Below are 25,561 nucleotides of genomic sequence, written 5' to 3' on the forward strand. Positions count from 1 at the left end.
AGGAGAACGAGCATGGCAGACAGGACCGCTCCCACGGGCACGCCGCTGATCGACATGCGCAACATCTCGATCGCCTTCGGCGGCATTCGCGCCGTCGACGATGCCTCGGTCGATCTTTTTCCGGGCGAGGTGATGGCTTTGCTCGGCCATAACGGTGCCGGCAAATCGACGTTGATAAAAATCCTGTCCGGCGCCTACAAGCGCGATGCGGGCCAGATTTTCGTCAACGGCGAGGAGGCTTCGATCTCCAATCCCCGCGACGCCAAGAAGTACGGTATCGAGACGATCTACCAGACGCTGGCGCTGGCCGATAATGTCGACGCGGCTGCCAACCTGTTTCTCGGCCGTGAGCTGATGACCGGCTGGGGTACGCTCGACGACGTCGCCATGGAGGCTGAGGCGCGCAAGGTGATGGGCAGGCTCAATCCGCGCTTCCAACGCTTCAAGGAGCCGGTGGTAAAGCTTTCGGGCGGCCAGCGGCAGTCGGTTGCGATCGCCCGCGCCATCCTGTTCAACGCCCGCATCCTGATCATGGACGAGCCGACAGCGGCACTCGGGCCGCAGGAGACGGCACAGGTCGGCGAACTGGTCAGGCAGCTCAAGGCCGACGGCATCGGCATCTTCCTGATCAGCCATGACATCCATGACGTGTTCGAGCTTGCCGACCGCGTCTGCGTCATGAAGAACGGTCGGGTTGTCGGCACGGCGCGCACGACCGATGTCACCCAGGACGAGGTGCTCGGCATGATCATCCTCGGCAAGTGCCCGCCCGGCGCCATCCCAGGGCCGGGCGCCCTGAAGATCGCGGCCTGAACGAGAATTAGCCGGCTAATCACAAGTCGCCAAAATGTGCCAGCAGTCACCATGCTTTGGCCTCCCCATTGTGTTGGCGTCGGGAGTTGCCCATAAAGATGCCGAACCGTCCACGGGACGTATCGGCAATTGAAGAAACTCTTTCCGACCGTAGCTTTCATCGCCGTCGCGCTGATCAGCCTGACGATGGCGGGTTTTGCCTATTTTGCCACCCAGGAAGCCGCCCGTATAAAATTCGAGGCGACGGCGGACGACGCGCTTAACCGGATCGAAAGCCGCATCGACCTGGACCTGTCGCTGCTGCGCTCAACCCGGGCATTGTTCGATGCGCGCAATGGCGGTATCTCGCAAGGCGAGTTCAAGGCTTTCTTCAACGCGCTCGACATCGACAATAATTTCGCCGGCCTGCGCGGCATCGGCTTCCTCCGCCTGGCGAAAACTGAAAACGAGGCGGCGGTCGAGCGCGATATCCTGCACGATCACGGCGCAAGCCATCCGATCTATCCCGACACGAACTTGCCGTGGCGTACGCCCATCGTGCTGTTCGAGCCGCTGGACCCGTCCAATAAATCCAGCATCGGTTATGATATGTTCGCCGGGCCGGTGCGGCGCGAGGCGATCGAAAAGGCGATGGTCGACGACCAGCTGCACGCCAGCGGGCTCGTGCAGCTCGGCAAGGATACGGGTGCCGCGCAGACCTTCACCGGGTTCCTCGTCTTCGTCCGGCTCAATGTCGAAACCGCGCCGGACGCCGTCAACGCATCGAGATCTTCGACTGCCGGCTTCCTCTATGCGGCCTTCCGCTCCCGGGACCTGTTCCAGGCTGCGCTCAGCCGGGCACCTCTGTTGCCGGTCAACACCGAAATCTATGACGGCGCTGTGAACAGTGACAACCTGCTGTTCCAGTCGGAAACGCCGCCTGTTTCAGCCCTTGGCGACAGGCTGCTGATCACCCGCAAGATCACCGTTGCCGGTCGGCCGTGGGTCGTCCTGTTCAGGCCGACAAGTGCTTTCTCGCAACCTTCCTCGCGTGCCATTCCGGTGATGCTCGGATTGTTCGGGCTACTGCTTGCGGGCGCCATCGCGCTGGTGGCCCGCTATCAGGAGCGGGCCTATGAGGCGGTCTCGCTGCTTCACGAAACGACCGAAAAGAGCCTGCTGGAAAAAGACCTGATGCTGCAGGAGATGAAGCATCGCATCAAGAACTCGATCACGCGGGTGCTGGCAATCGCGCGCCAGACAGCATCGCACACCGCCGACGTCCAAGAGTTCTCGGCATCATTTTCGGCTCGGCTGCAGGCGATGGCGGCTTCCCAGGACATGCTGACGCGCTCACGCTGGCAGAAAGCCGATCTCGGCGACCTGCTGCGCATCGAGCTTGGCCAGGTGTTCGGAAGCGAGCTTCCTGAAGGGCTGTTGTCGGGACCGGAGGTTCTTCTCGACGAAAAGACGACGCAGGCACTCGGCCTCGTCTTTCACGAACTGGCGACGAATGCGCTGAAGCATGGCGAAACCGGCAATTCAGTCGGTGCGCTCAAGGTCGACTGGTCGCTCGAAGGCCGCGGCGGAGCCCGGACATTGGCTCTCAACTGGCGCGAGGCCGGGCAGAGGAAGCTCGAGACACCGGCGAAGAGCGGTTTCGGCACCAGACTGATCGATCTCAACGTCACACGCGAGTTGCGTGGCACAATCAGGCGCGATTTTCACGAAAACGGCTTGAACGTGGAAATCAAGGTTCCGCTGCCGGCTTGAAACGCCGTCTCGTGAGCCGCATCGCGACAGCGCTTTGGAAGTGCAAACGCGGAGACAGGTGGTCTGCCTCCGCGTTTGCTGTTCGCCTGGAACTCGAAACTAGTTGCAGCGAGCTGTGTAGATCCGGCCGTGACGATCTCTGTATTGGCAGTAGCCATTTTGCAGGCGGCGAACCAGCAGACCGCCAATCGCACCAGCGCCAGCGCCGATCAAAGCGCCCTTGCCGCCGCCGACAGCGCCACCAATAAGCGCGCCGCCCACAGTGCCGATACCCACGTTCTCTTCCGTGGTGGTGCAGCCGCTGACCGCAACCACGGCAACCATGGCAATAATCATCTTCCGCATGGAGTCATCCTCACTTTGTCCTCACTTTAACAAGCTCCAGCCGCCATCTAGCATGAAAGTGCGGCCTCTGCGCGCACGATTTCATTGTTGATTAAGATAGTCTTTTCGGACGTGCGCCGTTCGATGCTACCACGAACTCGGAAATCTCCAAGGACGCATCGAGCGTGGCGTCGGGATGCACATTCCAGATAATCCTGTCATAGCCGTCCTCGAGCGCAGGATCGACGGCAAGACATTTGGCGCCGACATGTTGGGCTTGGCCCTGCCGGTCGATGACCGCGAACGGGGGCGCGCCGCCGTGCACTCGGCCGCGGTTTCAAAGGAATCAAGCAGAGGCGAGCTCGATCAGATCAACTGGGACGCGGCGGTCAGGACGATCGCGGCCATAAGCGCAAAGGCGGCGAAGCGAAGGGGCAAAGCACGAGGCGCGGGCGCTGCGGACACGTCGGGATCCTGAAAACCGCCCATCGAGACGCGAGCGGCCTGTTCCAGTCTGTTCAAGTCGGCAGCCGTCAAGGCCCATTCCTTTCATATTGTGCCAAACTCAATCAATGTCCGCTGAATCGGCACGTTCGGACAGGATCGGACTTTATGGTGAACAGTCCGTTAAGGCGGGGTGATGCAGCCAGCCTTCTTCCTGCGGCCGCCGTTCGTTCAATCCGTCTCGAAATTGCCGTGAGGAACGACAAGACGGTATTCGAGGCGGTTCCCGGTGATCTCAAGTGTCGCCGTTCCATTCAACGAAGTGGGCACGACGCGTTCAAGTGCGACGCTGCCAAAACGCTTCTCGCTGCGTTGATTGTCGTTGGCTCCGATCACTTCGGCCCATGTCAGCGACAGCGCAGGCTCGCCAGCGGAAGCGGCCGTCAGATCGGCCGTCACCTCGACGAAACCATCGCTGCGCGACAGCGCGCCATAGCTGACCGAATTGACGGCGAGCTCATGCATGGCCAAGCCGATGTGCAAGGCAGCATTGGGATTGAGATATGGATTTGCGCCGCGGAAACGCAGGCTGTGCATGGGGTCCGCGCCGTACCTTCCGACCTGACCGGAAACCAGCTCGCGCAGCGCCGCTCCCCGCCAGTTGGATGACGTAACTAGGTCCTGCGAGGAGGCCAGCGACTGCAATCGGCCCCGGAAACGCGTCAGGAAATCGTCAATGCTGCCGGAATAACGCCCCGTCTGGGTGGCGATGCTCTGGATGATGGCCAAAAGGTTCTTGGAGCGGTGACTGACCTCGCGCAGCAGCGCCTTCAGCGTCTGCTCCCGGCGTTTCTGCTCGGTTGTTTCGACCATGGTGGTCACGACGCCCTGCACCGCGCCGGTCTCGCTGCGGTCGGCGTCGATCCATACCTGAAACCAGCGGGCGCCATCATCGGCCGGCACGCTGAGTTCGAGATGTTGAGGATTGCCGGAGACGATGACGTCGTGCTTGGCGGCGCCGATACGCTCTGCCTGCGCCGGCGGCAAGATGCCGTTGTTGTCGGAGGCATCAGAGGTCCATGGTGCGCGCATGTTGCGCGCCCACACCGTCTTCATCTCGCGATCCTGGTATAGAACGGAAATCCCGGCATTGTGCAAGGCGTGGAGAAGGGCTCGGCCAAGCTGCATTCCGCTTTCGGCGGGATGCAGAGCGATGATCTCATCCCTCTGGCCGCGGTCTTTCATTTTTCCGACTCTGGAACGCATCGGTAATTTGCTCAACCCACGTCGGGCTGAACGGCTCACGGAAAAATGGGTTCCAAAAGGAGCTTCGGATCGAGCCCTAAAAAGCGGTCCGCCGAGCGGCATCCCGTTGGAGGACACTGCCCGGCGGTGGCTGGAAACCGTTTGAGGGGTGCGGCTTCCAGTGTTCGCTTGAATGGCCGCTTGGCATTCACGCCCGTCTGATCAGGCCGGCAATAAGCGATATGATCAGGAAGGCGAGAAAGATGAAGAACAATATCTGCGCTATGCCGGCCGAAGTGCCAGCGATGCCGCCGAAACCAAGCGCACCGGCGATGATCGCCACGACGAGAAATACGAGCGCCCAGTAAAGCATGATCCATCTCCTTCCAATGCTGCGGTGAAAACGTGATTCGCCTCCGTTTGTTCCACCATTTCCCGAAAAAGACGATGCTGAAAATCGTTACGGCCCGAATTGCTGCGGTGTGTGCGAAAAGGTTCTCGTCAGGTTCGGCAGCAGTTGGCTGTCGTGTGTTAAGTCGGCGTCACGCCCCCATCCGGTCCAAGGGGAGTGGCTATCCCACACCCTGGCGGCCGCAACTCGGTCGCCAGCTGTTTTATGCCGCGGCCTTCGCGTGCCGGTCAAAGAACAGGGCCTGGCTGATAAGAGCCTTGACCATATCCGGGTTGAATGGCTTGGTGACGAGGAAAGCCGGTTCCGGCCGCTCGCCGGTGAGCAACCGCTCGGGAAAGGCGGTGATGAAGATCACCGGCACCGAGGTGGACGACAGGATTTCATTGACGGCCGCGATGCCCGAACTGCCGTCGGCGAGCTGAATATCGGCAAGCACCATCTTTGGCCGCGCCTTGCCGAACATCGCCACCGCCTCCGCGTGGGTGCGCGCTGTTCCGACGACGCGGTGGCCGAGGCTTTCGACCATTTCCTCGATATCCATGGCGATCAGCGGCTCATCCTCGATGATCAGCACGTCGGTTGCCACCTGACGGGAGATCTCGTTGCTCGCCTGAGCGAGAAGTTCTGAGAATTCCTGTTCGTCGACGTCGAGAATCTCCGCCGCCTCGTCTTCGCTGAAGCCTTCGACGGCGACCAGCAGAAAGGCCTGGCGGGGACGAGGCGCGATTGCATTCAGATTGGCCGCGGCGCGCTGCTCCCATGCCGATTGGGCATGCTCCTGCGGAACGCGAATGGCCACCGAGGTGAAGAGCTTGGCAAAGACCTTGTAGAGTGCGATGCGGTCGTTCGATGCGTCCGGAAAGATATCGACATCGGCAATGATGGCCTCGAGCATTGCGGCGACCAACGCGTCGCCGCTCTCCTGCGATCCGGATACCGCGCGCGAGAAGCGGCGCAGGAACGGCAGGTGCGGAGCGATGGTTGCTGATAGGCTCATATCGGACGTCTCCCTCATATGACGTGATTACATGTTACAGCTAAAAACGGTTCGCAAGCCCAAAGTTAAAAACGCGGGTTGTGCGAAAAAGTTCCGGTCATGCGGAACTAAGTATGCGGGCTGGCGTTTAGGGCGGGGTTGGGCAACCAGACGAGGCTGCCGCTTGCCTTGCGTTATGTGTTGAAGGGCGGCTTAAGGCTGGGACAAAGGGCGAAATGAAGAACATGACGAAAGCTACCACGGCTGGCGTTGGCAACGGGCGCCGGGCTGCTTCCCGCGACCCGCTTGGGCCGAACTCGGAAATCGGCCGCAAACTCAAACAATATTACGACGAGCTGGTCTCCGACAATGTGCCGGATCGCTTCGCACAACTGCTCAGCCAGTTGGAAAAGGCCGAACCTGTACAGAAGAAGGACTGAGGCATGGCGGCCGTCTCCCAGGGCTTCAAGACCGACTTGCTCGGCTCGATCCCGAGCCTGCGGGCTTTTGCCGTGTCGCTGACGCAAAATGCCGACAAGGCCGACGACCTGGTGCAGGAAACATTAGTCAAGGCCTGGGACAAGCATGAAAGCTTCCAGCCCGGCACCAATCTGAAGGCATGGCTGTTCACGATCTTGCGCAACGAATTCTATTCGCAGATGCGCAAGCGCGGCCGCGAGGTGCAGGACAGCGATGGCGTCATGACGGCCAGACTTGCCGTTCATCCGGCCCAGCACGGCCAGCTTGACCTCGAAGACTTTCGCGGCGCGCTCGAGTTGCTGCCCGAAGACCAGCGCGAAGCCATTATCCTCATCGGCGCATCGGGCTTCTCCTACGAGGAAGCGGCCGAGATCTGCGGCTGCGCCGTCGGAACGATCAAGAGCCGCGTCAGCCGCGCCCGCACGCGGCTGCAGGAAATCTTGAAGATCTCCGGTGAAGACGAGTATGGCCCGGACGCAATTTCGGCTCAGGTAACGGGGTCGACGGCAGCGTGAAGCGTGGGCGTGTTCGAGCCGCTCCGCGCCCTCAGCGCCTGCAGGCCGCTGCCACTGCCTCGACGAGATCGTCTCCCGAATAGGGCTTGGTGACCAGTCTGACGCCGGGAAAGGATTTCTTGATCTCGTCCATATCCGACTGGCCCGAGGCGAAGACGAACGGGATGCCAGCTTCACGCAGCCGTGAAGCAAATTGAAGCGTCGAAACGCCGCTCAGCATGAGGTCGACGATGGCCACGTCGAACTGCGCGGCAACGTCTTGCTGTTCGATCTCAGTCAGATCACGGGCGATGACCACATCGAGCGCGCCGTAGTCGCGACAAAGCTGCTCGATATCCATGGCAATCAGGAACTCATCTTCCAGGATAAGAATCCGCAAACCGTCAAGCGATGGGCCCACGCAGCAATATCTCCTTAAATGCGCCTCTATCTTCAAACCGGGGAAAGTCATGATCGCTATTTGGCATGCTGTCATTTAAAAAAGACATGCCGGCGGATGCGTCGGCCGCGGCCCTTGCAAGGCATTTGCAACGAGCGCTGCCGGAGATAGGGTTAGAAGAGGTTCGTGCCGGAACCTTGGGGTCTGTTGGGCGTTTTCGACCGAGCAAAAGCAAGGAGAGTGAAGCAATGGCGACTGCCGCAGGAAAGGCCGCGAACGAAGCCCGCACGAATTCCGATATTGAGGCCGACATCGCACAACTGAAGGCCGACATCGACCAACTTACCAAGCTGTTGGCCAAAACTGGCGAACATGGCTACGGGGCTGCGCGGCGCGCCGCCGCCGAGGGCGTCGAGCAGTTGCGAACCCAGGGCGAAGCAGCCTTCGACAGCCTGCGCAGCAACGCCAAAGACATCGAGGCGCAGCTGATAGCCCATATGCGCGAAAAGCCTGTGACTTCGCTGGCGATCGCCGCAGGCGTCGGGTTCCTCTTCGCACTCCTCGCGCGCCGCTAGTTCTGCACGCATGGGAATGCTTGCATCGCTGATCTCGGGCCTCGCCTCGGGCGAAACCATTGCGGCGATACAACGCGCGCGCGTCGCTGCGATGGTCTATTCGGTCGCAGCACTCGCGGCGCTGTGCGGCCTCGGCTTCCTGGTCGGGGCAGCCTATATCTGGACGGCGGCCCGCTATGGACCGATGGCAGCGTCGTTGAGCTTCGGGATCGGCTTTCTGGCAATCGCCGGTCTCATCCTGCTCGTCTACCGGATGTCGGCCGGCTCGCGCGCCAGACGCCGGGCGAAGCGACGCAACGCCGACATGAAGGCGGTCGGCATCGCCGCAGCACTCGCCGTGCTGCCGGCGCTGCTCAAGGGCAAAGGTGGCGTGGCGAAGGGCGGATTGGGCGCCATTCTCGGCCCGGCGATAGCACTCGCAGCCTACGCCATCTACCGCGAGAACGTGAAGCCCGACTCCGACGATCCGGATACCGGCAAAGGGAAATAGTTCGGAAGCGGATAGTTCGGCCCAAACGATTCTGGCGCCCGGTCGAAAAATCCTCGCGTCACAAATCGTCGAGCGGCATCGATATTTCCGCGATTACGCCGTCGGGCCGGAATTCATGGGTCACCTCGCTGGAAATGACCTTGGCCAGGCTGCGGCGGATCAGGATCGAGCCGAAGCCATGGCGTTCGGGCGGCGCAACCCGCGGGCCGCCGCTTTCACGCCAAGCCAGCAACAGACGTCGTGCACCCTTCCTGCCTTGCACCTTCCAATTGAGATCGACCTTTCCGGAAGAAACCGAGAGCGCCCCATGTTGTAGTGCGTTACTTGCCAGTTCATGCAGGATCAGGCCGAGTCCGACTGCCTGGTCGGGTGAGAGCAGGACATCGGTGCCGGAGATCGCCATGCGCGATTGTCCAGCGGTTTGAAACGGCTTTACTTCGATCTCCACCAGCTCCCGAATGCCGATGCCGCGCCACTCGCGGTCCGACAGCAGGCTGTGCGCAACGCCCAGCGCCTGCAGCCTGGCGCTGAAAGCTTCAAGGAATTCGCTTGGCTGACGGGCATGGCGAACGGTCTGCGTCGCCAGCGCCTGTACGGTTGCCAGAGTGTTCTTGACGCGGTGATTGAGCTCGCGCAGCAACAGCCGTTGACGTTCGTCGCCAAGCTTGCGTTCGGTGATATCGTAGTTGACGCCGAAGATCAGCGTCGGCTTGCCCTCGCCGTCGCGCTCTATGACGCGGCCGCGCGTTGCGATCCATCGCGGCGGTTCGAGGCCTTTGACACGGTATTCGCCAAAATAATCGTCGCTGCCGGTCAGCGCGTCGCGAAAGCGTGTTTCGGTCTGATGAACGTCGCGCGGGTCGATGGCGGTCAGGATGTCGCGCGCTCTCAGCCTGTTCGACTTGGGCAAGTTGAACAATTCGGACAGCAGGACATCGCAGTCGATCATGTCGCTGCGGATATCCCATGCCCAACTGGCGAGCGAAGCTGCATCGAGCGCAATAGCGCGCCGCTTTTCCTCTCGAGCCAGTGCGGCCTCAGCAATCGCTGCGCTGCGGGTTGCATCCTTCAGCGTGAACAGGCTCGCGGCGAGGCCAGCTAGCGCCGACAGTTGGTCGAGCTGGACAGAAGAGGGACGTGCGTGCGGCTTCCGGTCGAGCACGCAGAGCGTGCCGATCAGTGCGCCGTCGACTACGATCGGCACGCCGGCGTAAAAGCGGATATGATGCTCGCCGGTGACCAGCGGATTGGCTTTGAACCGCGGATCCGTCGCCGCGTCGGCCACCACCATCGGCACGTCGCCGGCTGCGATGGTATAGGCGCAGAACGATGTCTCGGTTGCGGTTTCGGTCTCGTTGAGGCCGATACAGGACTTGAACCACTGCCGCTCGGCATCGACCAGCGTGATCAGTGCGACAGGCGTTTGCATCGCCGAAGCGGCAAGACCGCTGATACGGTCGAAATCAGGGTCGGCAGCCGTATCCAGCGCGTCGAGGCCGTGCAGCACGGCAAGGCGGTCCGCAGCGCCCACCACATGGCGAATATCGACCGGCAGGCCCGGCTTTGTCTGGCTATTGTCGTCCACTACGCCCCCAGTGGCCGGCCCCGCTGATTGATCAGGCCAACCGGCCCGTTTGCCGCCTTGTCGAGCCGGAACTTTCGCAGCGGGGAGCCGTTACCAGCCAATGCCCTGCTAGCTACGCCTGCCGGCGCCAAATATGGAGCCAGACCATGCCAAAAATCGTTCCTGAAAACAAAGCCCGTCAAGGGCGGCGGGGTCAGCATGTCCTTCGTATCCTGATCGCCGCGCTGTTGCTGGCTTTTATCGCCTGGGGCGTCGCCGAAATCTACGGCTGGATGATCGAGACGCCTAAGACCGAGCAGGGCAACACACCCAGCGGCTAGACTCTCTCCATCTCTCGTGCCAACCCGCATCACGCAACCCCACATCACGCTACCTCACGTCAGGCAACCTTTGCCTCGGCGGCGCGCGCCGGGACGAGAACATTCAACGCGCGCGGATGGATTTCGACGGTCGTCTCGCGATCGAGCTTTACCAGTTCGCCGTCCATGACGGCCTGAACTTTCCTGTTCGTCGAATGGATTTTCAAAACGGCGCGGTTTGCCTGATGGATTTCGACATGCTCGTTGCCGCGCCATTTCCCACGGGCGACGTCAAAGAGGAACCTGATCAATTCGCCGCGCCGCCGTGCCACGGTGACATAGATGCCCAGCACGCCGCCTGCCGGATCGTCGGCATAGGGCAGGTGGCCCTCGCCGAACAGATTGTTGGTGATGCCGATACCGGTGATCCGGGTTCTAATCTCGGCCTCACCGACCGTCAGCGTTACGTTCATCGCCGGTGGATTGTTGATCGTTGCCCAAGCGGCTCGCACCGAGGCACGCATCTTCCCCAGCCGCGAGCCGAATTCCATCTTCTGGCGCAGTTGCACCATCCTGGCGTGCATGCCGATCGAGAATTGATGCACGAAAGGCCGGCCGTTGGCTGTTGCAATGTCAATCGCCATCACCTCGCCGTCCGCAAACGATTTCAGTGCCGCATCGAGGGTCTGCGGAATACCGAGGCCGCGCGCAAAAAGGTTCATTGTGCCAGCCGGCAGAATTGCCAGCGCCTTCTCCCCGTTCATCAAACGGGCTGCCGCGGCCGAAATGGTGCCGTCGCCGCCGCCCGCCAGCACGACGTCGATGCCGCGCCTGGAAGCTACGCCGTCCAGCGTGGCGACGATATCCTTGCCGGCGACGATTTCGATATCGATCGAGTGGCCGGCAGTCTCAAGCGTGCCGCGCATCCGGCTGGCGAAGGCCTCAAGATCGATGGTGCGCAGGGTGCCCCCGTCCTTGTTCAGCACCGCTGCAAACCGCATGGCCGTTCCATTTTCCAGCACCTATCGGACCGGGGCGGGGCCCCAGCCGGGAGTGGAACGGGGCGGCCGAGAAAATGTTCCGTTCGACCAGCGCGGCGAATCCGAGAACCATTGACATCGCACAGGGTGCACCGCGGGTTTTTTCGGAACAACAGTGTGGTCACAACGTTGTGAACATGCAGAAGACGCTGCGCCCGCAGTGACGCCAGGCGGGCAGGGCGTGCACGAAATCACCGACGAGGAGACACTAAGATGATCCGCACCCTTTTAACCACGACAGCAGTCGCAACATTGATTGCGACGGGTGCATTTGCGCAATCGGCGACGACCCCGGCGCCGGCGCAACCACCCGCCGCCCAGGATACCGCTCCGGCGATACGTGCCGAGGGCAGCCTTGCCACCAACATCATCGGCGAATCCGTCTATAATGGCACCGGCGACGATGCCCAGAATATCGGCAACATCAGCGACGTCGTCTTCGACGAGCGCGGCGAGGTAAAATCCGTCGTCATCGGCGTCGGCGGTTTTCTTGGCATAGGAACCAAGAACGTCGCTTTCGACTACAAAAAGATGCAATGGGCCGAAAGAAATGGCGACCGTTGGCTGATAGCGCAAACGACGAAGGATGAGTTGACGGCTCAGCCGGATTTCGACCGGAGGCCTTACGATCCGCCTCCGCCACCAGCTTCGGCGGATAATGCGGCGCCTGCCGCCCCTTCCACCAGCGCGCAAAATACAACCCCGGCGCCTGCCGCGCCGGCTGAGCCAGTGAAGCGCGCCGAGGGCAATCTCGCCACCAATATCATCGGCGAGACCGTCTATAACGGCACCGGCGACGACGCCCAAAACATCGGTGACGTGAACGACATCGTCATCAACAAGGAAGCCAAGGCGCAATCGCTGATCATCGGTGTCGGCGGCTTCCTCGGCATCGGCGAAAAGAACGTCGCCTATGATTTCGACAAGGCGCAGTGGGCCGAGAGGAACGGCGATCGCTGGCTGGTCGCGCAAACGACCAAGGAAGAGCTGCAGGCACAGCCGGACTTCAACCGCAAGGCCTATGATCCGGCCCCGGCAACCACTGCGTCGAACGATGCCGCGGCTACTGCGCCTGCCACCGTCACGCCTACCGTGACGGCCAGCAACACCGCGACGACCAGCAACACTGACCAAGCCAGTAAAACGGCTCAAAATGCCCCGGCGCCGGCGCCCACGGCTAATTCCGCGGCCGACCAGACCAAGACCGGCTCGATCGACAAGTCGACGCTGACTGAAATGCCGATAGGCGAAATCCGGGCCGAGGATCTGGTTGGAACAACCGTTTACGGCGCCAATGATGCCAATGTCGGCGAGATCGGCGACGTCGTGCTGAGCGGCGACAAGAAGGTCGACGCAGTCATCATCGACGTCGGCGGCTTCCTCGGCGTCGGCGAGAAGGAGGTGGCAGTCGGTATGGACAACCTGAAATTCATGACCGACAAGAACGGCAAGCGCTATCTCTACACGAACTTCACCAAGGAGCAGCTCGAGGCGCAGGCCGCCTATGACAAGGGCAGCTATGCGCAAAACCGCGACAAACAGCGCATGATCATGCGGTAAGCTGCATCTCAGTCGACAGGTAAGCCCGCGCCGGCAACGGCGCGGGCTTTCTCATGTCGACGCAAAAGGCAGGCCCGCGACATGGCCGGTAACGCCGTCATGCGTCAATTCGGCGAGCGCCAGCGACTGGTCGAGATGCTCGGCCCGCCAGGCAAGGAGCTTTTCGGCAAGTTCCAGCCGCGCCGGCCGATAGGCTGGGTCGTCCGCGACGCTGGTCACCTCGCCGGCGTCTTTCTCGAGGTCGAAGAGCAAGGGCGGCAGGCCACCGCCGAAATGCACATATTTGTACTTTTCCGTACGGATGACGGCGAGATTGCACTGGCGTTGACCGATGCCAAAATACCGTTCGGCATCACCATCCGCGATCGAGCGGAAATCGAACTCCCAATGGGCCGCGTCGCGCCAGGCGTCCGGCTCCGTCGCGTCCAGGAAAGGCGCCAGCGAGCGGCCGTCGAGATGCGGCAGCACTTCGCCGCCAGTGAGCTCGAGCAAGGTCGGCGCCAAATCCACCGCCTCGGTGAAGCGGTCGACGCTGCTGCCGACAGCCTTTCGGCGGCGCGGATCGCGAATGATCAGCGGAATATGGAAGCTGCCGTCGAAGAAGCCGCCCTTGCCCAGCATGAAATGGTCGCCCATCATCTCGGCGTGGTCGGAGGTCAGCACGATGACGGTGTCGTCCCATGCATCGGCCGCCTTGACTGCTTGCCAGACCCGGCCAAGCTGCGCATCGCTCTCCGAGATCATGCCGTAATAAAGCGCCCGAATGCGGCGAAAATTATCGTCGCCCCAGTCGCGCACCTTGCCCTCCGAGCCGGGCCGGAATTTCGACCGTTCCTGCCGGTCAAGTTCATAGGCGAGATAAGGGTGGCTTGCTGCTTCGGCCTGCCAGCTTTCGGCGCGGTCAAAAGCTGGACCGATGGCCAGATCGTACATGGCGTTGTAAGGCGCTGGCACGATGAAGGGTGGGTGAGGACTGATGAAGGAAAGGTGCGCGAACCACGGCGCATCGCGCTCCTGTTCGCCGAGCCAGCGGATAAATTCGCCGGCCAGGAAGGCCGACGGCGTTTCGTCCTTCGAATAGACGGGCGGGGCGTTGCTAACCCCGCCGTCGTTTTCCGGGATTTCACCCACCGGGAGATGGATGTCGGGGGAGCCGGCGCCGGCATCGACGCCGCGCGCCTTGAGCCATGACAGCCAAGGCTTCTGGTGCTCGGGCAGAAGCTGACGTACGGTGAAGCCGGGCAGCACGCCTTCATAGCTCTTCAGCTGCGGGTCGCCAGGCGCCAGCGTACGCGGATCGCGTGCCATATCAGTATAGCCGAACAGCGTCGGTTCATAGCCGAGGGCACGCGCCCGGAGCGCTATGTTGCCGTGGCGGGCGTCGAGCGGTGTGCCATTGCGGCAGACACGATTGTTCATCTGGTAGAGGCCGGTGTAGAGGCAGGCGCGAGCCGGCGAGCAAGGCGCGGCGCCGCCATAGTGCTTCTTGAAAAGAATGCCCTCTGCAGCCAACGCGTCGGCATTCGGCGTTCTTACCACCTTGTGGCCAGCAGCCGATAGGCAGTCGCCGCGCCACTGGTCGCAGGTGATCAGGAGAATGTTGGGGCGTTTTCCAATCAACCGCTATATCCTCATGCCGGCTACGTCGCTCATGGAGCGCAATTTCGGCGAATATGCAAGCCGGTCCAGTTTGCCGAATGGTGAACAAAACCTGTTTGATCGTTCACTTTAACAGCACAGTCCATTCTGTGTTTGCCATCTTTGCAGCCAGGAGCCGGATCCTCATATTTGCGTGGACAGCGGCAAGGGCCGCACCAGTACAAGGGAAGGAGCAGAAACATGCTCGACCAGGTCAAGGGCCTGCATCACGTCACCTCGATGGCCAGCGACGCGCGCCAGAACAATGAATTCTTCACCGGGACGCTCGGCCTGCGGCGGGTCAAGAAAACCGTCAATTTCGACGCGCCCGACGTCTACCACCTCTATTACGGCGACGAGGTCGGCATGCCCGGCTCGGTGATGACCTATTTCCCCTTCCCCAACATCGGCAAGGGCCGCCATGGAGTCGGCGAAGTCGGCACAACCACTTACTCGGTGCCCGAGGGCACGCTCGGCTATTGGGAGAAACGGTTTGCCGAGCAAGGTGTCACAGGGCTTTCTCGCGAGGAGACGTTCGGCGAGAAGCGTCTTGCCTTCGCCGGTCCCGACGGCGACGGTTTTGCGCTGGTCGAGGACAGAGCGGACAGCCGAGCGCCCTGGGCCAAGGGTGGCATTCCCACTGACGAGGCGATCCGCGGCTTTCACTCAGTGTCGCTCAGGCTGAAAGATAGTGGCGCCACCGAAGAGCTGCTGAAATTCATGGGTTATGAGGAGGTCGACAAGTCCGGCAATGTCAGGCGGCTAACGGTGAAGAACGGCAACGGCGCCGATGTCGTCGATATCGAATCGCTGCCAGGGGCCGGCTTCGCCAATCTCGGCGCCGGCTCGGTCCACCATGTCGCCTTCGCCGTCGAGAACCGCGCCAAGCAACTCGAAGTGCGCAAGGCGCTGCTCGATACCGGTTATCAGGTGACGCCGGTAATCGACCGCGACTATTTCTGGGCGATCTACTTCCGCACACCGGGCGGCGTGCTGTTCGAAGTCGCTACCAACGAGCCCGGCTTCGACCGCGACGAGGACACCGCCCATCTTGGTGAGGCGCTGAAGCTGCCGTCACAACACCAGCATTTGCGGCCCTATCTCGAGCAGCATCTGCAGAAACTGGAAGACTGAGGGCAACGTCGTGAGTAAGGATTCGTATATTCACAAGGTGCTGCCCGGTTCGCCTGATGGACCGCTGCTCTTCGTCTTCCATGGCACCGGCGGCGACGAGGCCCAGCTTCTGTCGCTTGGACGCGATCTTGTGCCGCAAGCGACGATCGTCGCTCCGCGCGGCGATGTTTCGGAACAAGACGCTGCACGCTTCTTTCGCCGCGCCGGCGAGGGCGTCTACGACATGGGCGACCTCACGCGAGCGACAGAGAAGATGGCCGGCTTCGTCAAGGCACATGTCGAGGCGGCAAAGCCATCTTCGGTGCTCGGCCTCGGTTACTCCAACGGCGCCAACATCCTGGCCTCGGTGCTGTTTGCCGAGCCGTCGCTGTTCGACGCAACGGTGCTGATGCATCCGCTGATCCCGTTCGAGCCGGAGGTCAAGGGCAGCCTTGGCGGCAGTCACATCCTGGTCACCGCCGGCAGGCGGGACCCGGTCTGTCCGCCTAATTTGACGGTGCGGCTCGAAGCCTATTTGCGCGCCGATGGCGCCGATGTCACAGTCGAGTGGCATGACGGCGGCCATGAGGTGCGGCCGAGCGAGATCGAGGCGGCGCGGCGGTTGTTCGCCGTGGCGCCGGACGAAAGGACCGCAAGCCATGTCTGACCTATTGCCGGAGATCGAACTGGAGGACCGCGGCTCGAAGGGCCGCTATCTCCTGCGTGGGCCGGGCGGCGCCGAGGCGGAGATGACTTTCACCAAGATCGGCGAGCACCAGATCATCATCGACCATACCGAAGTGCCGGATGCATTTCGCGGCCAGGGCGCGGGGCTTCGCCTGGTCACCCGTGCCGTCGAGGATGCGCGTGCGGCGGGCAAAACGATCATCCCGCTTTGCCCGTTCGCCAATGCCCAGTTCCGTCGCCATCCGGAATGGGCGGACGTGCTGAAGCGGTAAGAGACAGCCATCGATGAATGACAGGAGAAAGGGTGCGCGGCTTTACCGCGGGCCTCTTCGGCCATTGGAGGCGTACAAACACAGCGGCAACATGCGGGATTTGCGAAGAGCGCCCGTCTTGCCTAAGTATTGCCAACAAACCGGCTCGCCGTCTGCGGCCCGACCACTTCAACCGAATGGCCCTCCATGACCGAATCCGATCTCGTTCCCGTCTTCGACGGCCACAACGATACGCTGCTCAGGCTCTACCAGTCGAAGGATGCGGACGTCGAAAAGCTGTTCGTCGAGGGGACGCCGGGTGGCCATATCGACCTGCCGCGCGCGAAGAAAGGCGGATTTGCCGGCGGCATGTTCGCGATCTTCCCGCCGCCTGTCGAGAAATCCAAACGCGGCTCGGTGCCGCTGGCGCCGAGTGACAGCGAGCCCTTGCCGCCCGAGGTTCCGCGCGCCGATGCGCTCAACTCCACCATGGCGATGGCCTCGATCCTGTTCAGGCTGGAGCGGGCTTCGGCGCTCACCGTTTGCCGCAGCGCCGGCGACGTGAGGAAGGCGATGACGCAAGGCTCGATCGCGGCGGTGTTCCATATCGAAGGGGTCGAGGCGATCGATCCTGAGCTCACCCTGCTTGACGTCCTCCACGCAGCCGGCCTGCGTTCGCTCGGTATCGTCTGGAGCCGTCCCAATGCCTTCGGCCACGGCGTGCCGTTCCGTTTTCCGTCGTCGCCCGATACAGGGCCAGGGCTGACCGATGCCGGCAAGGCGCTGGTGAAAGCCTGCAACCAGCTGAAGATCATGATCGATCTTTCGCATCTCAACGAAAAAGGTTTTCGCGACGTCGTCGAAATCAGCGATGCACCGCTGGTCGCGACCCACTCCAACGTGCACGCGATTTGCGGCCATTCGCGCAACCTCACCGAATGGCAGCTCGGCGCAATCCGCGACTCGGGCGGCATGGTCGGGCTGAACTTCGCCACCGGGTTCCTGCGTGAGGACGGCAGGATGAACGCCGACACCAGCCTCGACATCATGGTGCGCCATGTCGATTCGCTGCTGCAGGCGCTGGGCGAAGACGGCGTTGGCCTCGGCTCGGATTTCGACGGCGCCATGATTCCTGCCGTGATCGGCGACGTTGCCGGCCTGCCGAAGCTGCTCGACGCGTTCGCAGCACGCGGCTTCGGGCGCGCGTTGATCGAGAAGATCGCCTATCGCAATTGGCTCAGTATGCTGGAAAAGACCATCGGCTAGGGCACCCAAAAGTACGCTCCGCTCCGGTTCTCGGAACCCACAATTTTCGACTCGGCCTGACCTGAATCTCAACACGCCCCAGGGCGAGTTATTCAAAACCTATGCGTTTAAGCCAGTCCTGGCCAATGCCGCGATCGCGGATGATCGGCAGCGGATCGGTCGAGTCCAGCCTCGCACAAATGCGGTAGACCTCCAGCGTTTCAGCGCTCATCTCGCCGCGTTTGTAGAAGAACATGGCCGCGGCATAGCGGGTGCGGCCCGACCATTTTTCGCCGAGCGGCGTGTTGACCAGCTGCCACTGTTCGGCGGCTTCGGCGTCATCCTCATGACGTTCGGCTTCGTCGGACATGCTCAGAAATCCGCGGGCGGATTGGCGGTGCGGCGGTCGAGCCTGACGAACGGCCGCGCCACGATTTTGGCCCGCTTCATCAGCTTCTGGTACTGCAGCTCGCGCATGGCGTAGATCTCGACCCAGAGGTCGTCGACGATGGTCTCGCCGAACGGCCGCGTCAGCGAGGCGATGGCGATGTTGCGCTTGGCCATTGGCGACCACATGGCGGCGCTGACCAGCCCGACCTCCTGGCTTTTCCTGTGGTAGACGATCGCGTGCTCGGCCGGGAGATTGCCCTCGATCTGCAACCCGACCAGGACATGGCGAAGACGCTTCTTCGCCCGTGCGTGGAGTATTGCGCGGCGGCCGTTGAAATGACCCTTTTCCAAGTCGACCATGAAGCCGAGGCCGATCTCGTCCGGCATGCGCAGGCGATCGGCGCGGATGGCATGCTCGGCGGTGACGAAATCTGCATTGGCGACGATCAGCCCGGCTTCGAGCCGGGCGCGGTTCAATGCGGCGTAGCCGATGGCGCGGATGCCGCGCAGCTCGCCCGCCGTCATCAGCCGATCCCAGAGGCTGAGCGCCTTGTCCGTTTGCACGAACAACTCGTAGCCGAGATCGCCGGGGAAGCCGGTGCGCGAGATGGTGATGGTGACGCCGTCATGCGGAAACTCGGCGAGGTCGAATATTTTCAGTTTTTCTATACCTGCAAAACCTGCATCGCGCAGCACGGCAAAGGAGGTCGGGCCTTGCAAGGCGAGGCCGGCGACGGTTTCGGTCTCTTCTTCAACCGCCACGTCGAAGCCAATGGCGCTGTCCAGAAGCCACGGCAGATGCCGCTCCTGCGAGCACAGCCGGAACCGTGTCGGCGATAGCCGAAACAACGTGCCGTCGTCGAGGACAAAGCCCTGATCGTCGCACCAGGCGGTGTAATTGACGCGGCCGGGCTTCAGCCTAGTCACGTCGCGCAATGTCAGGCGGTCGAGGAAGGTCTCGGCATCCGGTCCCTCGATGCGGTACTTCGTCATCGGCGAGATGTCGAACAGAGCGGCCTGGCTGCGGATGGCGAAATATTCGAGATCCTCGTCCCATAGGGAATGTGGGGCGCGATAGCCGGCCCAATTGTACCAGTCGTTCGTCTTCGCCAGCGCATCAATGCGCGCCTGGAACGGCGTGTCGAGGCGCAAACTGCGGAAATGGGATTGTGCCGCGATGCGGGCATCGGATGGGCCAATGGGCTGATGGTTCATCACGGCGTTCTTTCGCCGTGGAGCACGGTCTTGGCTCGTTGCACCATGACAGCTACCCCCTCACCGTAATGATGCGCCTTGCGGCATTCAGGCCCGGCACGCCGGAGACCCCGCCGCCCGGATGCGAGCCGGCGCCTGCAAGGAACAGCCCGTCCACCGGCGTGTCGTAGCCGGACCAGCCGGAGATCGGCCGTGACATCAGCATCTGGTCGGCCTGCAGTTCGCCGTGGTGCCAGTGCCCACCCGGCATCCGGCAGCGCGCCTCGATGTCGGCCGGCGTCAGCAGGTCGGCATGGAGCACGCTGCCGCCGATTCCCGGCGCATAAGCCTCGAGTTCAGCCATCAAGACTTTGAGGAATTTCGGCTTGCCGACGCTCCAGCCCTCTTTCAAGGCATAGGGGGCGTATTGCACCACCGCGGACAGCACGCAGGCCCCCTCGGGCGCGAGCGAGGCGTCCGACAGCGAGGGCAGCGTGATCTCCATCACCGGTTCGGGTGAGAACTCGCCATATTTCGACGGGTTGAAGGCGCGCTCGACATGATCGGTCGAGGGCGCGATGACGAGACGGCCACGGTGGCCGGCGGCATCGACGCCGACGAATTGCGGTGGCTGGTCGAGCGCCAGATTGAGCTTCGCAGCATCGCCCTTCATGCGGATATTGCCGACCTTGCGAACGAAGCCGGTGTCGACTTCACGCGGGCCGACAAGGTCGACCATGGTCGTCGCCGGGTTGATGGCGGACACGACCGTTGTCGCGCGGATTTCCTCGCCGCTGTCGAGCAGCACGCCGACGGCGCGGCCCTTCTCGACGATAATCTTTGCCACCGGCGTCGCGGTGCGGATGGTCACGCCGGCCTGTTGCGCCGATGCGCGAATGGCGGCTATGACGGCGCCCATGCCGCCCTTCGGCAGCATCTGCGCGCCGGCGGAACCGCCGGTCTCGCCGGCCAGGCGGTAATAGAGACCGAGCAGCGAGGTCGGCGAGCGCGGGCCAAGATGGCTGCCGAGCGTAGCGTCGAAGGCAAGCAGGCCCTTCAGCCGGTCGTCGGCAAGCTGCTCGTCGAGCAGGTCGGCAACGTTCATCAACAGCACGCGCAGGAAATCGCGCATGTCCTCCTTGCCAAGCTTCTTCAGCGCCAGTCCGGTTTGGCCGAGCGCTGCCGTGTTGGCGAGCGACATGGCGCCGAGATCGGGCGGCCGGCGTGACAAGAACAGCTTCAGAATGCCGGCGTAGCGCAGCAGCTGTGCCCGCAACTCCTTCCAGGCGGACTGCTCGGCAGGACTGGTGCCGGTCAGCACCTCGCCATAGGCGCCATGCAGGAAAAGCGGCGGACCGCTTTTCGCCAGCACCACCGACGGCGCGAAGTCGCCGCGTGCGACCTGCAGCCCGTGCTTCTCCAGCTCCAATACCTTCACCACATCGGGGTGCAGCCGGTTCAGCAGATGGGCGATCGACGAAACACGAAATCCGGGCGCGAATTCCTCCGTGCGCGCGGCGCCGCCGACCTCGCCGGCGGCTTCCAGCACCAGCACCTTGCGGCCGCTCTTCGCCAGAACGGCGGCGGCGACGAGGCCATTATGGCCGCCGCCGATGACGACAACATCCCATTTGTCAGATGACGTCATGGGCCGGGCTCATATGCTGATTTGGCTTGGCGAGATCACGCAGGATCTCGGCGGCGGCATTGCGGCCCGGCGCGCCCATGACGCCGCCACCGGGATGGGTCGAGGAGCCGCAAATGTAGAGTCCATCGACCGGCGAGCGGTATTGTGCGTAGCCCGGCACGGGGCGGTTGAACAACAACTGGTCGAAGGTCAATTCACCCTGGAAGATATTGCCTTCGGTGAGGCCGACCTCGGCCTCGATCTCGCGCGGCGTGCGCACTTCCATGTGGACGATGCGGTCGCGGAAGCCCGGCGAATAGTCCGATATCTGCGCGATCACGCTTTCGGCAAAGCCGTCGCGGTCGGCGTCGGTCCAGCCGCGGCCGTCCACCTTCGGTGGCGCATATTGCACGAAGCAGCTCATGAAATGCTTGCCGGGTGGAGCCATGGTCGGGTCGAGCGTCGTCGGGATCACCATGTCGAGGAAAGGATCGGCCGACCAGCGCCCGGCCTTCCAGTCGTCATAGGCACGCTCCATGCGCTCGATCGAATCGGTGAAATGCATGTCGCCACAATAGACGGGCGAATCCTTCGGCAGCGCCGGGAATTCCGGCAGTGAATCGAGCGCGATGTTGACCTTGCCTGACGAGCCGCGGATCTTGAAATTCCTGACCCGGCGCAGGAAAATCTCGGGCAATTCCTTTTCCTCGACCAGCTTGAGGAAGGTGCGCTTCACGTCGGCGTTGGAAACCACGAGCTTGCCGTATATTTCCTCGCCGCCGGCCAGCACCACGCCATTGGCCTTGCCGCGCCGGATCAGCACATGGTCGACCTCGGCGCCGGTACGGATGGTGCCGCCCGAAGCCTGGAAGGATGCGGCGAGCGCCTCGGTGACCGCGCCCATGCCGCCGCGCGCATAGCCCCAGGCGCCGACCGAGCCGTCGACCTCGCCCATATAATGATGCAGCAGGACATAGGCGGTGCCGGGCGACATCGGCCCGAGCGCGGTGCCGATGATGCCGGACAAAGCGAAATTCGCCTTGATCACGTCGGTCTCGAAATATTCGTCGAGAAAGTCGGAGATCGACATGGTCCAGAAGCGCAGCGTCAGCGCCATTTCCTCCGCAGTGAGCCCCGTGAACTTCTTGCCGAGATAGAGCAGTTCGCCAAGGTCGCGCGGCCGCAGGCTGGTCGGGTCGGGCGCCGTGCGCATCAGCAGCGGCTGGATGAAGCGGCACTGCCGCGTCACGTCGCGGGCATAACGATCATAGGCCTCGGCATCGCGTTTGGAGAACCGCGCGAATTCGCGCCGGTGGGCATCGTGGTCGCGGTAGTTGGCGAGATAGTCGCCATCGCGGGTGAACACCGCGCCGCCCTCATAGGAGATCACCTGCAGGCCGAAGCGCGGCAGCTCGAGGTCGCGCATGATCTCCGGGCGGAACAGCGAGCAGACATAGGAGCAGTTGGAATAGAGGAAGCCGGGCGTCAGCTCGCGGCTGGTGGCGGCACCACCGACCCAGTCGTTCTTCTCGACGACCAGCACGTCGAGCCCGGCACGCTGCAGGTAGCAGGCATTGACCAGCCCGTTATGCCCGCCGCCGATGACGATCGCGTCCCAGCTCTTCACTTTGGCCCAGCCTTCATCGTGCCCGACCTTCTTTTCGTGTGATGCGCCCCCAATAAGCCGAATTTCGCACGAAGACGGTCATCCTGTCCAGCCATATTGAATGAATGTTCAACAAATGATGTTGCGTTTTCGTGTTTATGCGCTAGGCTTTGGCTCATTCGAGGATAGCCTTGGGACCAGGGTTTGATGATCGAAACGGCAGAGGCCGAACCGGAGTATGACGACACCGCCATCCGCTTCCTCGAGGCGCTGTGGGGCGACGGCTATTTGTCGCCGGGTGGGCCAGAAGAGGTCGACCGGGTCGTCGAAGGGCTGTCGCTTGCGGGCAAGACAGTCCTGGACATGGGCTGCGGTTCCGGCGGCATCACGCTGCATCTCATCGAGCGTCACCGCGCGGCCCACCTCACAGGCTTCGACGTCGAACGGCCCGTGATCGAGACGGCCAGGAAGCGGGCCGCTGCGCGCGGGCTCGCGCGTCGCGCCGATTTCATCCAGGCGGCGCCAGGACCGCTGCCTTTTGCCGACGGTGCCTTCGACGTCGTATTTTCCAAGGACGCGCTGCTGCACGTGGCGAACAAGGATGCATTGTTCGCCGAGATATTCCGCGTCCTGAAGCCTGGCGGCGTCTTTGCCGCGTCGAACTGGATGATCTCGCATGATGGCGAGCCGTCGCCCGAGATGAAGGCCTATGTCGCCGCTGAAGGCCTGTCCTTCGCCATGGCATCGCCGGCCCGCTATGTGCAGGCGATGCGCCAGGCCGGCTTTGCCGACATCACCGTGCGCGACCGCAATCCCTGGTATCGCGAGATCGCGGGGGAGGAGCTGAACCGCTTGAAGGGGCCGCTCTACCCGGTGGTCGCGGCTGCCGTCGGCGCGGCCTATGTCGACAAGAATATACGAACCTGGGAAGCCATGCAGAAGGTGCTTGACACAGGCGAGCACCGTCCCACTCATCTTCGCGGCCGAAAGCCGGTTGGCTAGCCGGCGATGCTGGAGACCATCAATCCCATGAAGACAACAGAGGCGCGCGAAGCCCTCCTCGAGGCGACGCGAAAGAGCGACACCGAAAAGCGTGGCCGCAAGGCGTCGAAAGAGACCAGGCAGCTTCAACTGATCGAAGCGACGATCGATTCACTGGCCAAGCGCGGCTATTCGGATACGACGATGGCCGACGTTGCCGACGGTGCCGGCCTGTCGCGCGGCATCGTCAATTTCCATTTCGAAAGCAAGGAGAAGCTGCTCGTCGCGACTTTGCAATACATGTATGACGAGTATTCGGCGCATTGGCGCAGCGCCTTGCAGAAGGCCGGCGATGATCCCGCCCGCCAGTTGCAGGCATTGGTCGCGGCCGATTTCGACCGCTCGATCTGCAACAAGCGCAAGCTGGCGGCCTGGTGTGCGTTCTGGGGCGAAGCCAAATCGCGGCCGACCTATCAGGCGCTGAGCAGCGCACGCGACGCCGTCTATCAGAACATCTTTATCGACCTTTGCGCGACGCTCAAGCAGAGCGGCGGCTATTCTTATGAGCCGCAGGTGATAGCGCTGGTGCTCAGCGCCATGCTGGAGGGACTGTGGCTGCGGCTGATGATGGGCACCGAAGACACCACGCGCGAGACTGCGCTGCAGGCCGCGAACGCGTTCCTGTCCGCGGCATTTCCCAAGCATTATCCGTGGCCGACAGCCGGCGGTGCCAAGCCGGCGTGAAACAATCAAAAGAGGATGGAACAGCAATGAAGACAATGACGCGACGCCCGACGCTGACATTGACGCTGACATTGGCATTGGCCGGAGCGCTCGCCGCTTCGGCGGCGGCGCTGGCTGCGGACAGGGATCTCGTCGTGTTCGACTGGTCTGGCTACGAGGAGCCCGGCTTCCATCCGAAATATGTCGAAAAGAACGGCGATTCGCCGACTTTCACCTTCTTCGGCGACGAGGACGAGGCGTTCGAAAAGGTCCGCTCCGGTTTCAAGGCCGATCTTGGCCATCCCTGCTCGCAAAGCGTGGTGAAATGGCGCGAGGCCGGCCTGCTGCAGCCGCTCGACACCTCGAAGATATCAGGCTGGAAAGACCTCAATCCCGGCATAATGGCGATGAAGGATCTCGCCACCACCGCCGACGGCAAGGCCTGGTTCATGCCTTGGGACTGGGGCAACACGCAGCTGACCTACAATTCCGACAAGATCGATGCGAAGGACGTGCAGTCGTTGAAGGCCTTCGCCGATCCGAAGTTCAAGGGCCGGGTTTCCGTCGGTGACAATGTCGACGACGCCTACGCGCTGGCCAGTCTCGCCATCGGCCTGAAGGACTGGACCAAGATGACGGATGACCAGTTCAAACAGGCATCAGGCTTCCTGCGCCAGGTGCACAAAAACGTCCGCTCCTACTGGACCGACTCAACCGATATCGTGCAGCTGTTGAGCGGCGGCGAGGTCGATCTCGCATGGGCCTGGAACGACGCGACGGTGCAGTCTGTCGCCGCCGGCGTGCCGATCAAGGCCAAGAAGGACACCGACGAGGGCATTTCGACCTGGGTCTGCGGCTATGTGCTGTTCAAGGATGCGCCCGGCAATGCCGACAAGGCCTATGATTATCTCAACGCCGTCAACGATCCGGAAGTCGCCAAGGTCCTGGTCAAGGACTGGGGCTACGGCCAGGCCAATGCCAATGGCATGGCCGGCGTCGACCAGGTGGTGCTAAAGGAGAAAGGCTATGACGACGTGCAGAAGTTCGTCGACAAGACGCTGTTCCAGTCGCCGGTTCCATCCGATCTCAAGCTCAAGATGATCGCCGAGTTCGAGAAGATCAAAGCCGGCTATTGAGCTCTCCTCGCTTGGCCCGTCTGCCCACGGACATAGCGGGCGGACGGGCTCGCCAAAGCTCCCGAATTCTCCTAACGTCGC

Annotated in this window: 28 protein-coding genes; 15 read left to right on the forward strand and 13 right to left on the reverse strand. The window is 62.3% G+C overall.

All coding sequences use genetic code 11. The features are described 5' to 3' along the window. Positions 1-12: 12 nt before the first annotated feature. Positions 13-813 (forward strand): ATP-binding cassette domain-containing protein, encoded by an 801-nt coding sequence (locus NKH05_RS29355; RefSeq protein WP_023720922.1) that lies wholly within the window; start codon positions 13-15, stop codon positions 811-813. Between the two features lie 129 nt (positions 814-942). Then, positions 943-2,565 (forward strand): CHASE domain-containing protein, encoded by a 1,623-nt coding sequence (locus NKH05_RS29360; protein ID WP_352817753.1) that lies wholly within the window; start codon positions 943-945, stop codon positions 2,563-2,565. A gap of 99 nt (positions 2,566-2,664) precedes the next feature. On the opposite strand, the gene NKH05_RS29365 is transcribed toward NKH05_RS29360, so the two are convergent. From NKH05_RS29365 to NKH05_RS29385, 5 genes are all read right to left on the reverse strand, one after another. After that, entirely contained in the window at positions 2,665-2,910 is a 246-nt protein-coding gene (locus NKH05_RS29365; protein WP_006328050.1) for a YMGG-like glycine zipper-containing protein, read from the reverse strand. A gap of 345 nt (positions 2,911-3,255) precedes the next feature. Beyond that, the gene (locus NKH05_RS29370; RefSeq protein ID WP_352494195.1) at positions 3,256-3,426 is read right to left on the reverse strand and encodes a hypothetical protein; all 171 of its coding nucleotides are present in this window, start codon (positions 3,424-3,426) and stop codon (positions 3,256-3,258) included. Between the two features lie 138 nt (positions 3,427-3,564). Beyond that, positions 3,565-4,599 carry a sensor histidine kinase gene (locus NKH05_RS29375; protein WP_352515608.1) on the reverse strand — a complete coding sequence of 345 codons (1,035 nt, stop codon included), beginning with the start codon at positions 4,597-4,599 and terminating at the stop codon, positions 3,565-3,567. A 187-nt stretch (positions 4,600-4,786) separates the two neighbouring features. After that, the gene (locus NKH05_RS29380) at positions 4,787-4,951 is read right to left on the reverse strand and encodes a DUF1328 domain-containing protein (protein WP_023678541.1); all 165 of its coding nucleotides are present in this window, start codon (positions 4,949-4,951) and stop codon (positions 4,787-4,789) included. A 241-nt stretch (positions 4,952-5,192) separates the two neighbouring features. Then, positions 5,193-5,987, reverse strand: coding sequence for a response regulator (locus tag NKH05_RS29385; RefSeq protein ID WP_023678542.1), 795 nt, complete (start codon positions 5,985-5,987; stop codon positions 5,193-5,195). 215 nt (positions 5,988-6,202) lie between these two features. Here NKH05_RS29385 and NKH05_RS29390 point away from each other — a divergent pair, with 215 nt between their 5' ends. Both NKH05_RS29390 and NKH05_RS29395 read left to right on the forward strand, forming a co-directional pair. Further along, on the forward strand, positions 6,203-6,406 hold the full coding sequence (locus tag NKH05_RS29390) for a NepR family anti-sigma factor (RefSeq protein WP_023720919.1): 204 nt from the start codon (positions 6,203-6,205) through the stop codon (positions 6,404-6,406). Between the two features lie 3 nt (positions 6,407-6,409). Then, positions 6,410-6,961: a sigma-70 family RNA polymerase sigma factor gene (locus NKH05_RS29395; protein ID WP_023678544.1), complete on the forward strand. Its 552-nt coding sequence runs from the start codon at positions 6,410-6,412 to the stop codon at positions 6,959-6,961. Positions 6,962-6,992: 31 nt separating this feature from the next. Here NKH05_RS29395 and NKH05_RS29400 read toward each other — a convergent pair whose 3' ends face one another. After that, positions 6,993-7,361 carry a response regulator gene (locus NKH05_RS29400; RefSeq protein ID WP_352480853.1) on the reverse strand — a complete coding sequence of 123 codons (369 nt, stop codon included), beginning with the start codon at positions 7,359-7,361 and terminating at the stop codon, positions 6,993-6,995. A 227-nt stretch (positions 7,362-7,588) separates the two neighbouring features. Between NKH05_RS29400 and NKH05_RS29405 the strand changes: the two genes are divergently transcribed. Then, on the forward strand, positions 7,589-7,915 hold the full coding sequence (locus NKH05_RS29405; protein WP_023720917.1) for an ElaB/YgaM/YqjD family protein: 327 nt from the start codon (positions 7,589-7,591) through the stop codon (positions 7,913-7,915). A gap of 10 nt (positions 7,916-7,925) precedes the next feature. Next, positions 7,926-8,405 carry a hypothetical protein gene (locus NKH05_RS29410; RefSeq protein WP_023720916.1) on the forward strand — a complete coding sequence of 160 codons (480 nt, stop codon included), beginning with the start codon at positions 7,926-7,928 and terminating at the stop codon, positions 8,403-8,405. Between the two features lie 58 nt (positions 8,406-8,463). Here NKH05_RS29410 and NKH05_RS29415 read toward each other — a convergent pair whose 3' ends face one another. After that, positions 8,464-9,990: a sensor histidine kinase gene (locus NKH05_RS29415; RefSeq protein WP_352855464.1), complete on the reverse strand. Its 1,527-nt coding sequence runs from the start codon at positions 9,988-9,990 to the stop codon at positions 8,464-8,466. A 146-nt stretch (positions 9,991-10,136) separates the two neighbouring features. Here NKH05_RS29415 and NKH05_RS29420 point away from each other — a divergent pair, with 146 nt between their 5' ends. Continuing rightward, positions 10,137-10,310, forward strand: coding sequence for a hypothetical protein (locus NKH05_RS29420; RefSeq protein ID WP_023720914.1), 174 nt, complete (start codon positions 10,137-10,139; stop codon positions 10,308-10,310). A gap of 59 nt (positions 10,311-10,369) precedes the next feature. Here the strand turns inward: NKH05_RS29420 and NKH05_RS29425 are convergent, their stop codons facing one another. Further along, the gene (locus tag NKH05_RS29425; protein WP_352480850.1) at positions 10,370-11,290 is read right to left on the reverse strand and encodes a diacylglycerol/lipid kinase family protein; all 921 of its coding nucleotides are present in this window, start codon (positions 11,288-11,290) and stop codon (positions 10,370-10,372) included. A 252-nt stretch (positions 11,291-11,542) separates the two neighbouring features. On the opposite strand from NKH05_RS29425, the gene NKH05_RS29430 reads away from it, so the two are divergent. Beyond that, complete coding sequence (locus NKH05_RS29430) at positions 11,543-12,889, forward strand: PRC-barrel domain-containing protein (protein ID WP_352480849.1); 1,347 nt, start codon at positions 11,543-11,545, stop codon at positions 12,887-12,889. A 51-nt stretch (positions 12,890-12,940) separates the two neighbouring features. On the opposite strand, the gene NKH05_RS29435 is transcribed toward NKH05_RS29430, so the two are convergent. Beyond that, on the reverse strand, positions 12,941-14,509 hold the full coding sequence (locus NKH05_RS29435) for an alkaline phosphatase family protein (protein WP_023720911.1): 1,569 nt from the start codon (positions 14,507-14,509) through the stop codon (positions 12,941-12,943). A 219-nt stretch (positions 14,510-14,728) separates the two neighbouring features. Between NKH05_RS29435 and NKH05_RS29440 the strand changes: the two genes are divergently transcribed. From NKH05_RS29440 to NKH05_RS29455, 4 genes are all read left to right on the forward strand, one after another. Further along, on the forward strand, positions 14,729-15,661 hold the full coding sequence (locus tag NKH05_RS29440; protein ID WP_023720910.1) for a VOC family protein: 933 nt from the start codon (positions 14,729-14,731) through the stop codon (positions 15,659-15,661). Positions 15,662-15,671: 10 nt separating this feature from the next. Next, a complete protein-coding gene (locus NKH05_RS29445; protein WP_352480848.1) occupies positions 15,672-16,307 on the forward strand; it encodes an alpha/beta hydrolase in 636 nt (211 codons plus the stop codon). After that, positions 16,300-16,599: a GNAT family N-acetyltransferase gene (locus NKH05_RS29450; RefSeq protein WP_352476216.1), complete on the forward strand. Its 300-nt coding sequence runs from the start codon at positions 16,300-16,302 to the stop codon at positions 16,597-16,599. Before NKH05_RS29445 ends, NKH05_RS29450 begins: the two co-directional genes overlap by 8 nt. A gap of 186 nt (positions 16,600-16,785) precedes the next feature. Beyond that, entirely contained in the window at positions 16,786-17,844 is a 1,059-nt protein-coding gene (locus NKH05_RS29455; protein WP_352480847.1) for a dipeptidase, read from the forward strand. Between the two features lie 88 nt (positions 17,845-17,932). On the opposite strand, the gene NKH05_RS29460 is transcribed toward NKH05_RS29455, so the two are convergent. The 4 genes from NKH05_RS29460 to NKH05_RS29475 are packed head-to-tail and all read right to left on the reverse strand — an operon-like array spanning position 17,933 to position 22,661. Then, on the reverse strand, positions 17,933-18,193 hold the full coding sequence (locus tag NKH05_RS29460; protein ID WP_023720906.1) for a hypothetical protein: 261 nt from the start codon (positions 18,191-18,193) through the stop codon (positions 17,933-17,935). A 2-nt stretch (positions 18,194-18,195) separates the two neighbouring features. Beyond that, positions 18,196-19,428 carry an aminomethyl transferase family protein gene (locus NKH05_RS29465; RefSeq protein WP_352855466.1) on the reverse strand — a complete coding sequence of 411 codons (1,233 nt, stop codon included), beginning with the start codon at positions 19,426-19,428 and terminating at the stop codon, positions 18,196-18,198. A gap of 52 nt (positions 19,429-19,480) precedes the next feature. Then, positions 19,481-21,055, reverse strand: a complete 1,575-nt coding sequence (locus NKH05_RS29470) for a phytoene desaturase family protein (RefSeq protein ID WP_353026715.1) — start codon at positions 21,053-21,055, stop codon at positions 19,481-19,483. Continuing rightward, positions 21,042-22,661: a phytoene desaturase family protein gene (locus NKH05_RS29475; protein ID WP_352494202.1), complete on the reverse strand. Its 1,620-nt coding sequence runs from the start codon at positions 22,659-22,661 to the stop codon at positions 21,042-21,044. The genes NKH05_RS29470 and NKH05_RS29475 overlap by 14 nt, the downstream gene beginning before the upstream one ends. A 186-nt stretch (positions 22,662-22,847) precedes the next feature. Between NKH05_RS29475 and NKH05_RS29480 the strand changes: the two genes are divergently transcribed. From NKH05_RS29480 to NKH05_RS29490, 3 genes are read left to right on the forward strand one after another with little or no spacing between them, the layout of a single operon-like run. Then, on the forward strand, positions 22,848-23,642 hold the full coding sequence (locus NKH05_RS29480; protein ID WP_352480844.1) for a methyltransferase domain-containing protein: 795 nt from the start codon (positions 22,848-22,850) through the stop codon (positions 23,640-23,642). 6 nt (positions 23,643-23,648) lie between these two features. Continuing rightward, positions 23,649-24,365 carry a transcriptional regulator BetI gene (gene betI / locus NKH05_RS29485; protein WP_502913287.1) on the forward strand — a complete coding sequence of 239 codons (717 nt, stop codon included), beginning with the start codon at positions 23,649-23,651 and terminating at the stop codon, positions 24,363-24,365. Positions 24,366-24,391: 26 nt separating this feature from the next. Continuing rightward, positions 24,392-25,480, forward strand: a complete 1,089-nt coding sequence (locus NKH05_RS29490; protein WP_352480842.1) for an ABC transporter substrate-binding protein — start codon at positions 24,392-24,394, stop codon at positions 25,478-25,480. The last annotated feature ends 81 nt before the right edge of the window (positions 25,481-25,561 follow it).

Origin of the sequence: Mesorhizobium sp. M1399, from assembly GCF_040317735.1 — a bacterium.
GTDB lineage: Bacteria > Pseudomonadota > Alphaproteobacteria > Rhizobiales > Rhizobiaceae > Mesorhizobium.

What these genes read in the sequence shown, in the direction of transcription:
- NKH05_RS29355 (WP_023720922.1), top strand. Translation starts at nt 13, where the DNA reads ATGGCAGACAGGACCGCTCCCACGGGCACGCCGCTGATCGACATGCGC.
- NKH05_RS29365 (WP_006328050.1), bottom strand. Translation starts at nt 2,910, where the DNA reads ATGCGGAAGATGATTATTGCCATGGTTGCCGTGGTTGCGGTCAGCGGC.
- NKH05_RS29375 (WP_352515608.1), bottom strand. Translation starts at nt 4,599, where the DNA reads ATGCGTTCCAGAGTCGGAAAAATGAAAGACCGCGGCCAGAGGGATGAG.
- NKH05_RS29380 (WP_023678541.1), bottom strand. Translation starts at nt 4,951, where the DNA reads ATGCTTTACTGGGCGCTCGTATTTCTCGTCGTGGCGATCATCGCCGGT.
- NKH05_RS29385 (WP_023678542.1), bottom strand. Translation starts at nt 5,987, where the DNA reads ATGAGCCTATCAGCAACCATCGCTCCGCACCTGCCGTTCCTGCGCCGC.
- NKH05_RS29390 (WP_023720919.1), top strand. Translation starts at nt 6,203, where the DNA reads ATGAAGAACATGACGAAAGCTACCACGGCTGGCGTTGGCAACGGGCGC.
- NKH05_RS29395 (WP_023678544.1), top strand. Translation starts at nt 6,410, where the DNA reads ATGGCGGCCGTCTCCCAGGGCTTCAAGACCGACTTGCTCGGCTCGATC.
- NKH05_RS29405 (WP_023720917.1), top strand. Translation starts at nt 7,589, where the DNA reads ATGGCGACTGCCGCAGGAAAGGCCGCGAACGAAGCCCGCACGAATTCC.
- NKH05_RS29410 (WP_023720916.1), top strand. Translation starts at nt 7,926, where the DNA reads ATGGGAATGCTTGCATCGCTGATCTCGGGCCTCGCCTCGGGCGAAACC.
- NKH05_RS29420 (WP_023720914.1), top strand. Translation starts at nt 10,137, where the DNA reads ATGCCAAAAATCGTTCCTGAAAACAAAGCCCGTCAAGGGCGGCGGGGT.
- NKH05_RS29425 (WP_352480850.1), bottom strand. Translation starts at nt 11,290, where the DNA reads ATGCGGTTTGCAGCGGTGCTGAACAAGGACGGGGGCACCCTGCGCACC.
- NKH05_RS29430 (WP_352480849.1), top strand. Translation starts at nt 11,543, where the DNA reads ATGATCCGCACCCTTTTAACCACGACAGCAGTCGCAACATTGATTGCG.
- NKH05_RS29440 (WP_023720910.1), top strand. Translation starts at nt 14,729, where the DNA reads ATGCTCGACCAGGTCAAGGGCCTGCATCACGTCACCTCGATGGCCAGC.
- NKH05_RS29450 (WP_352476216.1), top strand. Translation starts at nt 16,300, where the DNA reads ATGTCTGACCTATTGCCGGAGATCGAACTGGAGGACCGCGGCTCGAAG.
- NKH05_RS29455 (WP_352480847.1), top strand. Translation starts at nt 16,786, where the DNA reads ATGACCGAATCCGATCTCGTTCCCGTCTTCGACGGCCACAACGATACG.
- NKH05_RS29460 (WP_023720906.1), bottom strand. Translation starts at nt 18,193, where the DNA reads ATGTCCGACGAAGCCGAACGTCATGAGGATGACGCCGAAGCCGCCGAA.
- NKH05_RS29465 (WP_352855466.1), bottom strand. Translation starts at nt 19,428, where the DNA reads ATGAACCATCAGCCCATTGGCCCATCCGATGCCCGCATCGCGGCACAA.
- NKH05_RS29470 (WP_353026715.1), bottom strand. Translation starts at nt 21,055, where the DNA reads ATGACGTCATCTGACAAATGGGATGTTGTCGTCATCGGCGGCGGCCAT.
- NKH05_RS29480 (WP_352480844.1), top strand. Translation starts at nt 22,848, where the DNA reads ATGATCGAAACGGCAGAGGCCGAACCGGAGTATGACGACACCGCCATC.
- betI (WP_502913287.1), top strand. Translation starts at nt 23,649, where the DNA reads ATGCTGGAGACCATCAATCCCATGAAGACAACAGAGGCGCGCGAAGCC.
- NKH05_RS29490 (WP_352480842.1), top strand. Translation starts at nt 24,392, where the DNA reads ATGAAGACAATGACGCGACGCCCGACGCTGACATTGACGCTGACATTG.